Below are 14,857 nucleotides of genomic sequence, written 5' to 3'. Positions count from 1 at the left end.
CAGCCGCCAAATGCGGTCATCACCACAGCGCCGTCAGAAGCAACCAGCCGAAGTTGTAGGAAAGGGGGAGCGCAAGAGACTTGGCACGAATAATGCGGACAAAGGAGATAACCGCAATGCCGGACCCGGACAGGAGCCTAGAGAAACCGCCAATGCACATCGTAATCTGCATCAAGCAGGTGCCGGACTCGGCACAGATAAGGGTCCATCCGGTCACGAACACGATCATGCGCCAGGGTGTTCCGACCATCATCAACCCTTACGACCTGTTCGCCCTCGAAGAAGCGCTCAGACTGCGCGACGCACATGGCGGCGAAGTCACTGTGCTCACCATGGGTCCGCCCATGGCAGAGGACGCGCTGCGCAAGGCGCTCGGTTACGGCGCCGACCGAGCGGTGCTCTTGACCGACCGCTATTTTGCCGGCTCCGACACGCTGGCAACCTCGTTCGCCCTTTCCCAGGCAATCGCGAAGATTGGCGAGACGTTCGGCACGCCAGACCTCGTCTTCACCGGCAAGCAGACGATCGATGGCGACACCGCCCAGGTCGGGCCCGGCATCGCCAAGCGCCTCGGACTCCTGCAACTGACCTATGTCGCGAAGATCCCTTCTGTCGACCTTGCTGCACGCGAGATCAAGGTCGAGCGCCGTTCCGAAGGCGGCACACAGATGCTGAAGAGCAGGCTCCCTTGCCTCATCACCATGCTGGAAGGCACAAACGAGATCCGCCGGGGCTCGATCCAGGACGCCTTGTGCGCCGCGCGCAGCCAGGTCTTGAAATGGAGCGCGGCCGACGCCGGCATTGAGGATCTCACCAAATGCGGCCTGCGCGGTTCACCGACGGTCGTCAAACGTGTTTTCGCCCCTCCTGCTCGAGCTGAAAAGGCGGCACAAATCGACACCGCCGAGAAGGCCTTGCGCGATGTCGCTGACGAACTCATCACCGCAATCTTCACCCGCCAGCCGGCGCTGGAACATGAGCTCGCCTTTAACGGCGGCGCGTGACGGCAAGGAGCAAAACGATGTCGACCGCGAACGGAGAAACCCCTCGCCCTGCCGCCGGCCGCGCCGGCATAAAGAAGGAATTGCCCGCCCATTTCAAGGACTATCGGCACGTTTGGGTTTTCATCGAGCTCGAACGTGGCGAGGTCCATCCGGTATCATTCGAACTGCTCGGCGAAGGCCGCAACTTAGCAGACAAGCTTCAGGTCCAGCTTGCAGGCGTCGTGCTTGGACCGCCGGGAGAGGCCGTCGGGAACGCCGTTGCCGAAGCATTCGCGTATGGCGCTGACCTTGTCTACATCGCCGAGGCGCCCCTGCTCGCCGACTATCGGAATGAACCTTTCACCAAGGCGCTGACGGATCTGGTCGATACCCACAAACCCGAAATCCTTCTTCTCGGTGCCACCACACTGGGCAGGGATCTTGCCGGCTCCGTGGCGACGACCTTGCAGACGGGGCTCACGGCCGACTGCACCGAACTCGATGTGGATACCGACAGTTCGCTCGCCGCCACGCGTCCGACTTTCGGCGGTTCCTTGTTGTGCACGATCTATACGCTCAATTTCCGCCCGCAGATGGCGACCGTGCGGCCGAGGGTCATGCCCATGCCGCAGCGGACGGATAAACCGGTCGGGCGTGTCATCCGGCACAAGCTTTCGCTTGCCGAGGACGAGATCGCTACCAAAGTCCTCGGCTTCCTGCCGGACAATCAGTCGGCGAAGGCAAACCTTGCCTATGCCGACGTCGTGGTTGCGGGAGGCCTTGGTCTTGGCGCGGCGGAGAACCTGCAGCTTGTGAAGAACCTCGCACGAGCAATCGGCGCCGAGCACGGCTGTTCGCGTCCGTTGGTCCAGAAGAGCTGGATGCCAGCTGATCGGCAGATCGGCCAAACTGGCAAGACGATCCGGCCGAAGCTTTACATAGCGGCCGGGATTTCCGGCGCCGTCCAGCATCGGGTTGGCGTCGAGGGGGCGGATCTCATCGTGGCCATCAACACCGACCCGAACGCGCCGATTTTCGATTTCGCTCACCTCGGAATCGTCACCGACGCGATCCGCTTCCTGCCCGCACTGACGGAAGCCTTCACCCGGCGGCTGTCGCCCCACAGTCGCGATAAGCTTTCGAGCTAAGGGGATGGACATGATCGAGGAAAACTTCGACGCCATTGTTGTTGGGGCAGGCATGTCCGGAAACGCAGCTGCTTACACCATGGCCAGCCATGGCCTGAAGGTGCTGCAGTTGGAGCGGGGTGAATACCCGGGCTCCAAGAATGTCCAGGGTGCCATCATGTACGCGAACATGCTGGAGAAGATCATCCCGGATTTCCGGGATGATGCGCCTCTCGAGCGGCATTTGGTTGAACAGCGGCTTTGGGTGATGGACGACACATCCCATACCGGGATTCACTATAGGTCGGACGACTTCAATGAGGCGAAGCCCAACCGATACACGATCATCCGTGCCCAGTTCGATAAATGGTTTTCGCGTAAGGTGCGCGCGGCCGGCGCGACCGTTCTGTGCGAGACGACCGTGACGGAACTCATCCGTGATGCCAAGGACAGGGTGATCGGCGTCCGCACAGACCGGGCGGGCGGGGCCATCTACGCGGACGTGGTCGTTCTCGCAGAAGGTGTCTGCGGACTGCTTGGCACTCGAGCCGGCCTGCGCGAGATGCCAAAGCCGCAAACCGTGGCCCTCGCCGTCAAGGAAATGCATTTCTTGCCCGAAGAGGTCATTGAGCAGCGGTTCGGCGTAAAGGGCGATGAGGGCTGCGTGATCGAGGCGGTGGGCACGACCTCCCGCAGCATGGCCGGGCTCGGCTTCCTCTATACCAACAAGGAGTCCATCTCACTGGGCATTGGCTGCCTCGTCTCCGATTTTGCCGCGATGGTCGAGAGCCCCTACGTTCTCCTTGATGCCTTGAAGAGCCATCCTTCGATCCGGCCGCTGATCGCCGGCTCGGAAGTGAAAGAATATTCCGCACACCTCATTCCCGAAGGCGGCTACAAGGCTATTCCGCAGCTCTTTGGCGATGGTTGGGTCGTGGTCGGCGATGCCGCGCAACTGAACAACGCGATTCACCGCGAGGGTTCGAACCTCGCCATGACCTCCGGCCGCATTGCGGCTGAGGCAATCGTCGAGGTCAAGAGCCGCAACGGTCCGATGAACAAACGGAATCTCGCCCTTTACAAAGCCATGCTGGACAAGTCCTTCGTGGTCAAGGACCTGAGGAAATACAAAGACATGCCGGCCTTGCTCCACACCAATTCCAGCAATTATTTCACGACTTATCCGCGGTTGATGTCGCAAGCTGCGCAGAACTTCATGCGTGTCGACGGCACGCCGAAGATCGAGAAGGAAAAGGCGACCACGGCGGCCTTCATCAAGGCGCGCTCGCGCTGGGGGCTGGTCAGCGACGCGGTCCGCCTTGCATTGGCGTGGCGCTGAGGGGAGACGATATGACCAGCGCAGCGACGAAGTCACGTGTCGAGGACAAGCTTTACCAGAACCGCTACTTGGTGGATTCCGGCCGCCCGCACATCAAAGTGCGACCGCACCAGAAGCCGAGCGCGAATTTGCTCGCGCTGACCCACGTCTGCCCGGCGAAATGTTATGAGTTGAACGACAAGGGTCAAGTGGAGATCACTGCCGACGGCTGCATGGAGTGCGGCACCTGCCGGATTTTGTGCGAGACGAGTGGTGAGATCGAGTGGAACTATCCACGCGGCGGTTTCGGAATCCTCTTTAAATTCGGATGACCGGCGCACGCACACTTAAGGCGGCGATCATCCAGTACAGCTGAGTCTCGGCCATGCCATTTTTTGCTTTAATCGCCAATAAATGAAGAGAAATTGCACGAATACTGTTCTTGCATAATTCAGCCTCAGATAAAAAATGCAGGTTCACTCTGGACGACAACCGCTGAAGTCGTCTCTATGAGCCACCGGGCCGCAGATCGGGTCGACGAGGCCCTGAACCGCCCATCGAGCATGCCCTAAGCAGATACCCGCTCAGGGACTCTACGATATGTGAAGGTGCTGACCGCCCCGAGCGAGCTGGAGATTACGCTCGCCATACGCTGGCCAATTGTCGTGAACGACCTGCCGACGTTTCTGCAGACGGGTAATTGAGCGATCGTCGTCCTGGACGCTGAAGGAGAGCCGGAGATTGCCGCCACTGCCGGCAATACCCACGCACCTCAACAGGCACTCGCCGCCTCATATCACAGGCCGTAACAGATCAAGCGAATTGCGGCTGCCGGCCAGTCGCATCGGCGCCTCCGCAGCAAGGTATCTCCTCTTACGGCCGCATCCGAACCATGCCGCTTGTCGCCCGCATCTGACGGCACGCAACCGGCTGATCGACGCGATTGACTAGGCCGGTTGGGTTCTTCCAGGGCGGCTCGTATCCTCGGCCTCACGCCATGGCAAATCGGCTACGCCCTGGGCCGGCATGGTATCAAGGTGAAGAAATTCCAGACGTCGCGATGACGTCAAGCGTAAGCAGCCCGGAGTGGTCTCGCTCACACTATGCGCGCCCGAGGCTGCTAGCCTCGCGACCCTATTTGCTTGTCCACTGTCGTAAGCCCGACAAAGGTGTGTCGGAGCAATCCTAATGAATCTGACACGAGAAGCCTATTCGTGAACCGAAACAGCTCTTTGAGCTGGCATAGCTCTTGCGCTTTGAACTGCGACATCACGCAGCAACGGAGCCGTTCATGTCTGCACCGGCAATTTCGCTTGAGAGCCTCAGCACGACATTCGGTGACCAGTTGCTTGGCACCATGAAACCCGGTGGCTGCGCGTCTTCGTCCTGCGGCTCGTCGACAAAGCCCGACGACACGGATCCGGCTGTCTGGGAGAAGATCAAGGATCACCCCTGCTTTTCAGAAGAGGCGCATCACTATTTCGCGCGTATGCACGTCGCGGTCGCGCCGGGCTGCAACATCCAGTGCAACTACTGCAATCGCAAATATGACTGCGCCAACGAAAGCCGGCCTGGGGTAGCCTCTGAAAAGCTGACGCCCGATCAGGCGCTACGCAAGGTGATCGCGGTCGCCAACGAGGTGCCGCAGCTTTCCGTGCTCGGCATCGCCGGACCGGGCGACGCCTGCTACGACTGGAAGAAGACGAAGGCGACCTTCGCCAGGGTCGCCAGGGAAATCCCAGACATCAAGTTTTGCATATCCACGAATGGGCTGGCGCTGCCCGACCATGTCGATGAGCTTGCTGACATGAATGTCGATCACGTGACGATCACGATCAACATGGTCGACCCTGAGGTCGGCTCAAAGATCTATCCTTGGATCTTTCACGATCATCGCCGCTACATCGGCATTGAAGCCACCCGGATCCTGCACCAGCGGCAGATGTTGGGCCTGGAGATGCTGACCGCGCGGGGCATCCTCACCAAAATCAACTCGGTGGTGATCCCGGGCGTGAATGATGAGCATCTGATCGAGGTGAATAGATGGATTAAGGAGCGAGGCGCGTTCCTGCACAACCTTATGCCGCTGATTTCGGACCCGGCCCACGGCACGCACTACGGTCTGAGCGGGCAGCGCGGCCCAAACGCCATGGAGATGAAGGCTCTTCAGGATCGTGTCGAAAACGGCGCCCAGTTGATGCGCCACTGCCGGCAGTGCCGGGCAGATGCCGTGGGCCTGCTCGGAGAAGATCGTGGCCAGGAATTCACAGTCGACCGGATTCCCGGCGAGGTCACCTACGATGCCAGCAAACGCAAGGCCTATCGGGAGCTGGTCGCGGAGGAGCGCCGTGATCACGTCGAGGCTAGGAGAGAAGCGATCGGATTGGTCAAGGCAGCGAGCCCCGGCAAGTCCCTTCTCTTCGCGGTGGCGACCAAGGGCGGCGGCCGCGTCAATGAGCATTTCGGCCATGCGAAGGAATTCCAGGTTTATCAAGCCTCGCTGAAAGGGATCAGCTTCGTCGGGCATCGGAAGGTGGACAAGTATTGCCTTGGCGGCTGGGGCGCAGAAGCCGCCCTCGATGGCGTCATCGCAGCGCTTCAAGGCATAGATATCGTGCTGTGCGCCAAGATTGGAAATTGCCCGCAGGATCAGCTCGCGGAGGCTGGAATCAGAGCCACCGACGCCTGTGCCCATGACTATATCGAGACAGCAATCAGCGCGATTTACATCGCCGCATCTGGGACCCCCACACTCGCGGCGACGGCCTGAGCTGTCTCATTCATTCGGACCAGGAGTTAAAATGGCTTTCAAGATCATCGCATCCCAATGCACCCAATGCGGCGCCTGCGAATTCGAATGTCCTTCCGGCGCGATCAAGTTCAAAGGCGAGAGCTACGTGATCGAGTCACAGAAGTGTACCGAATGCGAGGGGGTCTTCGATGCGCAGCAATGTGCCTCGGTATGTCCGGTGCCGAAGACCTGCGTTCCTGCGTAACGGACATTGGACTGCCGACATGGTTGGGGGCTGCCTACGCAGGACGCCTGGAACGCCTTGTTCGCAATCTCAGCCGCAAGAGAAATCAGGGAACGGACATGTCGCTCGGACGCGAAGAGGAGATCGAAATCCGCAGGCCTCCACGATTCATGCCGGGAGAGCGGGTACGTGCCACTCGCCACATAAAGAATGACGGCACCTATCCTGGCAGGGAGATCGGCGAAAATCTCGTGCGGAAGGGGGACGAGGGATATGTGCGCGACATTGGCACCTTTCTCCAGCAGTTCTTCATCTATGCGGTCGAGTGGATCGACCGTGGCACCGTAGTCGGTATGCGAGCGCGTGAACTGATGAGCCTCGACGAGGCCGAGGCGCCCTGCAGTGCTGAAAGCAATACCAATGAAGGGACGGCCAGATGAAAGTCATGATCCGCAGGACCGATGCTGGTTTGTCAGCGTATGTCCCCAAAAAGGACCTCGAAGAGCCGATCATCAAACTCGAGAAGGAAGAGTTGTGGGGCGGAACGGTCACGCTCAGGAACGGGTGGCGGCTCCTCCTACCCGATCTCCCACATGATACGCGTCTGCCGATCACCGTCGAGGCAAGGAAGATTTCCGAAGAGGGCTGATGCTGCCCCTAGGTGCGTCGCGAGGAAACGAGATGAACACGATCCTGACATCGGGCCACCTCGTCATTGTGCGGGACAGTTTTGCTGAAAAGCTGCTTGACCTGGCGAAGGAAGCGCTCGCCGCCGATGAGGTGATCCCCTATCTCGGTCCGGGTCTTCTTGAGTTGAACTGTGTGGAACCGCCTGTGCCGCATACCCCGGAGGTTGTTGCCGCGGCACTCAATGCACGGGCTCCAGCCCCTTCCAGGATCCGCACCAATATGTGGTCGGTTGCACAGTTCATCGAACAGCGCCGGCATCGCCGGACGCTTCAAGCTTGGATGACCGACATATTCGCAGCGCCGGTGGGGCCGACCCCCTTCCACGCCTGGCTCGCAAGGCTGCCACTCTCCCTCATCATCGACAGCTGGTATGACAGCGCAATGCGCACGGCTCTGGTAGAGACCGGTCGAACGGACGTCCTTGAGATACAAGGCGTCACGCGCGCGAATGAAATCGGCAACATTTGGACGAAAACCTACGATTTGTCCGGGAGGGAGCTCGACCCCCGATTGGGGACCAAGACGGTTCTCTATTCACCTCACGGGAGTATTACGCCCGCGCAAAACTTTCTCGTCGCAGATTCCGACTACGTCGAAGTCCTGTCCGAAATTGATATCCAGACACCGATCCCAGACGCTGTGAAGGAACGGCGCATCACCCGTGGATTTTTCTTCGTTGGCTGCCGCTTCAACGATCAGATGCTGCGCACCTACGCCAGACAGATCATGAAGCGCTCCCGCGGTCCCTATTGCACCGTAATGGACGCGGAAACCCTGACCAGAAACGAAGCGCGTTTTCTTGCGGCAAGCGGAATCACGGTGATCGACATGCCACTAAGTCAAGCGGCGGCTCGGCTTGTGGGAACGGGCACGGCTGCAGGTTGAGGACGGGATTAACAATGGCGGATGCCTTTGATGATGTCTGCTTCGGCTTTCCTCGAAGGCGCAAAATGCAGTCGGGAATACACCCGTGAACAGTGAAGCTGTCAGCGGCGCAACGAACGCACTGAATTCGTTGGCCCATGTTGAAGCGGCGCGCTGGGGCCGGGATTTGAGTACGCTGTTGCGCATCACGCGTATGAATCTGCGCCATCCGTGGCAGGTTGCCCTCGCTATGGGCTCGACGATCATGGCGGCAATCCTCCAGTTGCTCATTCCCCAGCTTCTCGGCCGGGCTGTCGACCAGACCCAGACAGCTATCGGGGGCGGTGTCGCGGGGGCCGCGGCAGGACAAGCGCTCTGGGCCCCGGCTCTCCTGCTGCTCTCCGTCAGCGCGCTACGCGGCGTTTTCACGATGGCGCAGAACTATTTTGCCGAAGCCGTCGGGCATCATGTCGCGTACGAATTGCGGCTCGCCTACTACGACAAGATCCAGCGTCTCAGCTTTTCCTTTCACGACCGGGTCCATTCAGGCGATCTGATAACCGCCGGAATGCTCGATCTCGAAGGCGTGCGGATGTATTTTTCCACCGGGCTCATGCGGGTGCTCCTGCTGACGATGCTGATCGGGATTGGCGCTTACATGATGATCTCGACCGATCCGATGCTCGGCTTGGCCGCGCTCAGCTTCGTGCCTTTTGTCGCTTGGCGCTCATCGACCACACAGCTTAGGCTGCGCGCCATCTGGCTCGACCTCTATGAGCGCCTTTCGGTACTAAGCCGCGTGATGAAGGAAAATCTCGCAGGTATCCGTGTGGTCCGCGCTTTTGCGGCTCAATCCTATGAGATGCTGAAGTTCGACGGCGCTTCCAAGAACGCGCTCGACCTCGCCAACGATCTCGTTGACATCTACGTACCCAACACGTCGGCGATGACCTTGTCCTACTTTTTCGCAATGGGATTGGTGCTTGGGATCGGTGGCAACAAGCTCGTCGCTGGCGAGATCAGCGTCGGAACCATGGCGACCTTCCTGACCTTCATGACCATGCTGCAAATGCCAGTCCGCCAGATCGGTCTCATGGTCAATGCGTTTGCCCGCGCTTCTAGCTGCGGTTCGCGGCTTTTCGGTCTCCTCGATCAGGAGATCACCATCAGGGATGCTCTCGAGGCCAGACCGCTTGAGATAAGTGACGGCACTCTGCGCTTCCACAATGTCTCATTTGCCTACCCCAACGCCGAAAACCGCGCCATTCTGAAGAACCTCAGCTTTGAGGCCCGGAGAGGCGAGACGATCGCGATCGTCGGTCCGCCGGGTTCCGGCAAATCGACAATGGCTCATCTGGTCCCCCGCTTTTACGACGTGACCGGTGGCGCCATCACGTTGGACGGCCAGGACATACGCAATGTCACCCTCGAGAGCCTTCGCAAGGCGGTCGCGGTTGTACAGCAGGATGCGTTCCTATTCACCACAACGATCGAGAACAACATCGCTTATGGCGATCCCTGGGCGAAGAGACAGCGAATTGAACGCGCTGGAGAATTCGCCCAGCTCCACGACTACATCCTCGGGCTCCCGGCAGGGTATGAGACGGTCGTGGGCGAACGCGGCGTTTCTCTCTCTGGCGGCCAGCGCCAGCGTCTCACGATTGCTCGCACCATGATGCTGCGCCCCTCCGTCATCATTTTCGACGACTCGATGGCCGCGATCGATGCCGGCACCGAGCTGCGCATTCGCGCGGCGATGCGGCGCTTCGCAAAGGATCGGGTGACGATCATCATCGCGCACCGGCTGAGTGCGCTTAAGCATGCCGATCAAATCCTTTTTGTCGATAACGGCGAAATCGTAGAACGCGGCACGCATGAAGAGCTTCTGGCGAAGCGGGGACGCTACAGGGCCCTTTACGATCTCCAGACGCGCCCGGGTGATAGCATTATTAGCCAGGATGGGGGCGCCCGCTGATGGACCAGGGCCGCGGCGAACTCGAAGCCGAACGTGACGACGGGAGACGCCCTCCGCGCGCGGTCGTCGGCTCGCACCGGATCGAGGAGGAGATGTTCGGCCGGGCTTTCGACAAGAGCATCCTCCGTCGCATCTGGGGCTTCGTCCATCCCTACCGGGCAAAGGTAGTTGTCACGATTGTCGCGATGCTGATCTTCACCGGGACGCAGCTTCTCATCCCCTTGATCATCCGCTACGCGATCGACCTCGGCATGAACCCGGCAAGGCCCGATCGCTCAGCCCAGCTTGCGGCCGTCGGCGCGTTCCTTTCGGCGACTTTGGTCAATTTCGCCGCCGGCTACATGCAGGAAGCCTTGGATGGGAAAATGGCCGAAACTGTCCTGTTCGACATCCGCCGCGCCATGTTTGGCCATCTGCAAAAGGTTTCGCTCTCTTTCATGGACAAGACCGAGGTCGGACGCCTGATGTCGCGCCTGCAAGGCGACGTTAACTCCATACAGGAGTTCCTGGAAACCTCGGTATATTCCCTAGGCGATGTTGCGCTTCTCTTCGGCATCGTTTTCGTAATGCTGTGGCTCGACTTTCGCCTCGGCCTCCTGACGCTATCGGTTCTGCCGATCCTGGTGATCGTCCGCATTGTCTGGTTGCCGCGTGCCCGCGACGCCTTCATGGCTGCACACGAAACCAATTCCGTCGTCAATGGCGCGCTGGCCGAAGCCATTCACGGCGTGCGGACCATACAGTCAATGGACCGCCAGCAGGTGAATTTCAGTCTTTTTGACGATCGGGCCCATGCCAACCTCAGGACCCACCTGATCGCTGCCAGATATGCACTGGTCATGGTGCCCATCGTCGATGGCATCTCCGGCCTCGCCTTGGCCGCCGTTATTGTGGTCGGCGGCTCGATGGTCATGAATAGCCGTATAGATGTGGGCGTGTTGGTAGCCTACCTATTTTACATCCAGCGCTTCTTTGACCCGATCCGCTCACTCACCCTGCAATATTCGGTCATGCAGCGCGCCATGGCCTCAGGCAAGCGCCTGACCGATGTGCTCGACGTCAAGATCGATGTTAAGGACAAACCCAATGCCGAGGTGCTTTCGCCCGAAATGGACGGCTCGGTCGAGTTTAGGGACGTCACCTTCGGCTACGATCCGAACCGTTCGGTTCTGAAAAATGTCTCGTTCAAGGTCAATCCGGGCGAGACGGTCGCACTAGTCGGACCGAGCGGTTCAGGCAAATCGAGTGCGATGGCCCTGGTCCACCGCTTCTATGATGTTCAGCAGGGTCAGGTGCTGGTCGGCGGACATGATGTACGCGACCTCACCCAGGAATCGCTCGGCCGCCAGGTCGCCATGGTGCTGCAGGAGCCATTCCTGTTCACCGGGACGGTCTTCGAGAACATTCGATACCAGAAGACGGAAGCCACGCGCGACAAGGTGATCGAGGCGGCCAAGGCTGTCGGCGCGCATGACTTCGTCATGAGCCTCGCCGACGGGTATGAGACCCAACTTGGCGAACGCGGCGACAACTTATCTCTCGGCCAGCGCCAGCTTATCAGTTTCGCCCGCGCCCTCGTCGCTGACGCCAAGATCCTCGTGCTCGACGAAGCTACCGCCAATATCGACAGCTACACGGAATTGCAGATTCAGAAGGCTCTGATCAAGCTGCTTGAAGGGCGGACTGGCCTCGTCATCGCCCACCGTCTCGCCACGGTCCGGGGGGCCGACCGCATCATCGTGCTTCAGAATGGCCAAGTTATTGCGACTGGCAACCACGATGAGCTAATAGCCATGGGCGGCCTGTATTCCAAACTCTACTATCTCAACTACGCCTCCTTCGACGACCTTCCCGAACACGATACCACCGTCCAAGCTGGCTCTCAGACCTGACATCTTGGCGGCCTTGTGGTAGTGGCGTTGACTTTCGGGCGTGTCGGCAGACCACTCAGGCCACCGCATCCGGCCAGCAGCCAGCATTCAAGAACGAGCACTCCTCGCAATTCGTGAAGACCGGCTGCGAACGATTTCCTCCAGCATCGTATCCGACCGCGGTGCACCACCATCATCGGGCGAGCTCGCTGGAGGTGTTGGCTGGGCGTCGCAAAGCCGCTCGCGAGCGCGCCCTCAATAGCGCTGTAGCGAGTGACGGCTTTGCCACCGACGGGCCGCTGATGAAGCTGGATTAGTGGGCGCCGCACCGACGCCGCCCCGGGCGAGAAGAACCTCCTGCGGCTGGCTGGGCAACGACTAGCGCCAGCGCGACGAGCAGACGCGTGCCGGCATCGTGACGCGCTCGGCTACCCTCTCCTTAGGATCGTGGATGTTCACACGATGGCCCAGACGCCAGCCAACGCACAAGCTGGTATCCTGCCGCCTGCTCGTCGTCAGTTTGGCCTCCTCTCGATTGCCCGCCCCACCACGTGCACGCTCGATCACGTGAGTGTGAGAGCGCTGCACAACGATTTAACCTCAGACCGCGAATTTCATGGTCAGCCAAGTCGAGCCATGATTTCGGACTGAATCGTCCTCGCGGTGTAAAGGGAAGCATCTAGCGGCAGATTTCCAAATGCCATTTGACAAAGCAGGTAGTTGGCACCTGCCTCTTCCAACTGATCGAGCAGAGCTTTTCGCACAGACTCTGCTGATCCTACCACGCACAATTCACTCTCGACTGCCGCATCGAAGGTCAGCGGCAAGTTTGGTGGAGTGGGGATAGCGTTAAGCTCGTAAAGGAATTGGAAGCTCTTGAGCCAGCGTGCGTAAGCAGGTGCCGCGAGCGAATAGGCATGTGTGTCACAACGCCCAATCACGACCATGCGGAGCAATCCGACAAATCTCCCTTGATCCCCCCCGCCTGCGTTGTCCTCTCGATAGGCGCGGAACGCATCAGTAGTTTTGCGAACAGAAGAGGAAGGTCCTACACACGCGATATTTGTTCCATTCGCAGCGGCCCAAGCTGTGGACTCGGGTCGATTGGCAGCGACCCATGTGGGCGGATGTGGACGCTGATGAGGTCTTAGCGTCAAAGGAACGTCATTGAGATCAAAATGGCGGCCTTGATAGCATAGCGTGCCGACCTCCCTCGAATTAACAAGTATTTGCATAAGAATTTCGCTGGCTTCGGCATAACGGCCCGGCACCGCGTCCGCACCAATCCCGAAGTAGCCCAATTCGGTCGGGAGAGCACCGCGCCCTATGCCCAGTTCGAGCCTGCCACCGCTCAACTGGTCCAGCATACAGATCTCTTCGAACGCACGCAGCGGATGATAAAGCGCAAGCAGCATCACCAAGGGTCCGAGACGCAAGCGCCGGGTGCGCTGGGCGACGCTCGATAAGAACAGATTCGGCGATGGACCTCTCCCATGGGGAGTACAGTGGTGTTCTGCGAGGTGATAGGCATAGAACCCTAGCTGATCGCACGCCTCTGCTAATATCAGGCGATCTTCGTACTGCCGGCCTATATCGCGGCCATCCTCATCCAAATGATCGAAGATGCCGAAAGCCAGGTTTGAAGGAAAGACGTTTGTCACTCTTTAAGTCCCCGATTTTAAAAGCAGGCTGTTTTCTTGCTGGGATCACCCGCAAGTCGGAAGAGATGTGTGTGATCGCCGATTAGCGTCAGCGTAACGAAGAAGCAGAGCCTGACGCTTCCCTGCCCCTGGAGCTTGGCACCGTTAAGCTTCCAGCAATGTCGCCAGCGGCAGCAAGAAATTCATCCATCTGCTCTTTTGTGCCGATGCTGACGCGGATACAGTGTTCCAAGCCTTTGTCCGGAAAAAACGCGACAAGTATCTTTTGCCTCTCCAATGCTGCTTGCCACCATGAGCCGTCCTGTCCCGCGGGCACACGGGCCAGCAAGAAATTTGCGCGGGAGGGTGTTACGGAAAATCCGAGTTGCGATAGTGCAACTGTCACTCGCTCTCGTTCATCCTTGATGTGCTTGTGGTTGTCTGCGTAGGCGCCGCGATGCGCAAGCACGCTGATACCAACGGCATGCCCGATCACGTTCATGTTGAAGACGTTCTGGATGTTTCGCAGCCTTCCAATAATTTCAGGGTGACCGAAACCGAAACCGACGCGAATGCCGGCGGCGGCATAGCTTTTCGAGAATGACCTCAAGATCAGAAGGTTCGAATACCGGTTGATGAGGCGCAGTCCGTGATCGGGTGCAAAGTCGACGTATGCCTCATCAAGGACAATCAAGCGGTCCGATTGTGCTACGAGGCGTTCGATATCGCTGATCGGGAGGAATGTTCCGGTCGGATTGTTTGGATTGGCCAACATAATAAACTTGGCGTCTTTTGCCGGACCGGAAAGCAATTGCTCCATTGGCAGGGAATGAGCTTGACATCCGATTTCGAGGAACTCAGCGCCCTGAAGCATGGCAAGTTTGCGGTTGAACGAAAACCCTGGCGACATCATCGCAACCTTGTCGCCGGGTGCGAGGAAAGCTCTGTAGATCAGTCCGAGCAGTTCAGACGACCCGTTGCCAGCGATGACCTGATCCCTGGAAACGCCATAGGTGCTGGACGCTGCTTCCCTCAATCTGAAGTTATCGTCATCCGGATATAGATACTGGCGCTTGAGGGCCGCCACTGCACTTTGCATTATGATTGGCGGCAACGGAAACGGGTTCTCATTCGTATTCAGCTTGATAAAATTTGCGTCCGGCGCTGGTCCGTTGGACGGCAGAGCATCCAACTGTCGTGTCACTTGCGAAAGAGCCGAAAGCACAGTTTGCAGTTTTGCATCGGACATATTTAACTCCGTTTCAGTCACACAGGGGCATCCGTATGAGCTCGCAACGAGAGCAACATGGCGGACGGGATTGACGATGGCAGGGTTGCCTTTCACACAATGGTCGCAGCGCCGGCTGACATCGGAATTCAGCCAGGCTGTCCTCGGTCGAATCGAGTTGACGCG

13 protein-coding genes are annotated in these 14,857 nt (G+C 59.0%); 11 read left to right on the top strand and 2 right to left on the bottom strand.

Going from position 1 to position 14,857, the window contains the following annotated elements; all coding sequences use genetic code 11:
- Nucleotides 1–152 precede the first annotated feature (152 nt).
- From NKJ77_RS26495 to NKJ77_RS26445, 11 genes are all read left to right on the top strand, one after another.
- Complete coding sequence (locus NKJ77_RS26495; protein WP_023672212.1) at nucleotides 153–1,004, top strand: electron transfer flavoprotein subunit beta/FixA family protein; 852 nt, start codon at nucleotides 153–155, stop codon at nucleotides 1,002–1,004.
- A gap of 17 nt (nucleotides 1,005–1,021) precedes the next feature.
- A complete protein-coding gene (locus NKJ77_RS26490; protein WP_023685019.1) occupies nucleotides 1,022–2,131 on the top strand; it encodes an electron transfer flavoprotein subunit alpha/FixB family protein in 1,110 nt (369 codons plus the stop codon).
- 10 nt (nucleotides 2,132–2,141) lie between these two features.
- On the top strand, nucleotides 2,142–3,449 hold the full coding sequence (locus tag NKJ77_RS26485) for an FAD-binding protein (RefSeq protein WP_023687350.1): 1,308 nt from the start codon (nucleotides 2,142–2,144) through the stop codon (nucleotides 3,447–3,449).
- An 11-nt stretch (nucleotides 3,450–3,460) separates the two neighbouring features.
- Nucleotides 3,461–3,760: a ferredoxin family protein gene (locus NKJ77_RS26480; protein ID WP_023687351.1), complete on the top strand. Its 300-nt coding sequence runs from the start codon at nucleotides 3,461–3,463 to the stop codon at nucleotides 3,758–3,760.
- A gap of 959 nt (nucleotides 3,761–4,719) precedes the next feature.
- The gene (gene nifB / locus NKJ77_RS26475; protein WP_352535953.1) at nucleotides 4,720–6,198 is read left to right on the top strand and encodes a nitrogenase cofactor biosynthesis protein NifB; all 1,479 of its coding nucleotides are present in this window, start codon (nucleotides 4,720–4,722) and stop codon (nucleotides 6,196–6,198) included.
- 31 nt (nucleotides 6,199–6,229) lie between these two features.
- The gene (locus tag NKJ77_RS26470) at nucleotides 6,230–6,424 is read left to right on the top strand and encodes a 4Fe-4S dicluster domain-containing protein (RefSeq protein ID WP_023672218.1); all 195 of its coding nucleotides are present in this window, start codon (nucleotides 6,230–6,232) and stop codon (nucleotides 6,422–6,424) included.
- Nucleotides 6,425–6,522: 98 nt separating this feature from the next.
- Complete coding sequence (locus NKJ77_RS26465) at nucleotides 6,523–6,843, top strand: nitrogen fixation protein NifZ (protein WP_023672219.1); 321 nt, start codon at nucleotides 6,523–6,525, stop codon at nucleotides 6,841–6,843.
- The gene (gene nifT, locus NKJ77_RS26460; protein WP_023672220.1) at nucleotides 6,840–7,052 is read left to right on the top strand and encodes a putative nitrogen fixation protein NifT; all 213 of its coding nucleotides are present in this window, start codon (nucleotides 6,840–6,842) and stop codon (nucleotides 7,050–7,052) included. Before NKJ77_RS26465 ends, nifT begins: the two co-directional genes overlap by 4 nt.
- Before the next feature lie 32 nt (nucleotides 7,053–7,084).
- Complete coding sequence (locus NKJ77_RS26455) at nucleotides 7,085–7,978, top strand: SIR2 family NAD-dependent protein deacylase (RefSeq protein ID WP_352535952.1); 894 nt, start codon at nucleotides 7,085–7,087, stop codon at nucleotides 7,976–7,978.
- A gap of 85 nt (nucleotides 7,979–8,063) precedes the next feature.
- Nucleotides 8,064–9,932 (top strand): ABC transporter ATP-binding protein, encoded by a 1,869-nt coding sequence (locus tag NKJ77_RS26450; protein WP_352535951.1) that lies wholly within the window; start codon nucleotides 8,064–8,066, stop codon nucleotides 9,930–9,932.
- Entirely contained in the window at nucleotides 9,932–11,824 is a 1,893-nt protein-coding gene (locus NKJ77_RS26445; RefSeq protein ID WP_352535950.1) for an ABC transporter ATP-binding protein, read from the top strand. The genes NKJ77_RS26450 and NKJ77_RS26445 overlap by 1 nt, the downstream gene beginning before the upstream one ends.
- 599 nt (nucleotides 11,825–12,423) lie before the next feature.
- Here NKJ77_RS26445 and NKJ77_RS26440 read toward each other — a convergent pair.
- Both NKJ77_RS26440 and hisC read right to left on the bottom strand, forming a co-directional pair.
- The gene (locus NKJ77_RS26440; protein WP_031194208.1) at nucleotides 12,424–13,464 is read right to left on the bottom strand and encodes an LLM class flavin-dependent oxidoreductase; all 1,041 of its coding nucleotides are present in this window, start codon (nucleotides 13,462–13,464) and stop codon (nucleotides 12,424–12,426) included.
- Nucleotides 13,465–13,552: 88 nt separating this feature from the next.
- Entirely contained in the window at nucleotides 13,553–14,692 is a 1,140-nt protein-coding gene (hisC, locus tag NKJ77_RS26435; RefSeq protein WP_031239385.1) for a histidinol-phosphate transaminase, read from the bottom strand.
- Between the last annotated feature and the right edge of the window lie 165 nt (nucleotides 14,693–14,857).

The sequence above is a fragment of the Mesorhizobium sp. M0052 genome, assembly GCF_040323255.1.
Lineage (GTDB): Bacteria > Pseudomonadota > Alphaproteobacteria > Rhizobiales > Rhizobiaceae > Mesorhizobium.
This window is presented reverse-complemented; position numbering and strand designations above follow the sequence as displayed.

Bases quoted from the DNA above. Each gene is read 5' to 3' on its own strand.
- NKJ77_RS26495 (WP_023672212.1), top strand. From the start codon at position 153: ATGCACATCGTAATCTGCATCAAGCAGGTGCCGGACTCGGCACAGATA.
- NKJ77_RS26490 (WP_023685019.1), top strand. From the start codon at position 1,022: ATGTCGACCGCGAACGGAGAAACCCCTCGCCCTGCCGCCGGCCGCGCC.
- NKJ77_RS26485 (WP_023687350.1), top strand. From the start codon at position 2,142: ATGATCGAGGAAAACTTCGACGCCATTGTTGTTGGGGCAGGCATGTCC.
- NKJ77_RS26480 (WP_023687351.1), top strand. From the start codon at position 3,461: ATGACCAGCGCAGCGACGAAGTCACGTGTCGAGGACAAGCTTTACCAG.
- nifB (WP_352535953.1), top strand. From the start codon at position 4,720: ATGTCTGCACCGGCAATTTCGCTTGAGAGCCTCAGCACGACATTCGGT.
- NKJ77_RS26470 (WP_023672218.1), top strand. From the start codon at position 6,230: ATGGCTTTCAAGATCATCGCATCCCAATGCACCCAATGCGGCGCCTGC.
- NKJ77_RS26465 (WP_023672219.1), top strand. From the start codon at position 6,523: ATGTCGCTCGGACGCGAAGAGGAGATCGAAATCCGCAGGCCTCCACGA.
- nifT (WP_023672220.1), top strand. From the start codon at position 6,840: ATGAAAGTCATGATCCGCAGGACCGATGCTGGTTTGTCAGCGTATGTC.
- NKJ77_RS26455 (WP_352535952.1), top strand. From the start codon at position 7,085: ATGAACACGATCCTGACATCGGGCCACCTCGTCATTGTGCGGGACAGT.
- NKJ77_RS26445 (WP_352535950.1), top strand. From the start codon at position 9,932: ATGGACCAGGGCCGCGGCGAACTCGAAGCCGAACGTGACGACGGGAGA.
- hisC (WP_031239385.1), bottom strand. From the start codon at position 14,692: ATGTCCGATGCAAAACTGCAAACTGTGCTTTCGGCTCTTTCGCAAGTG.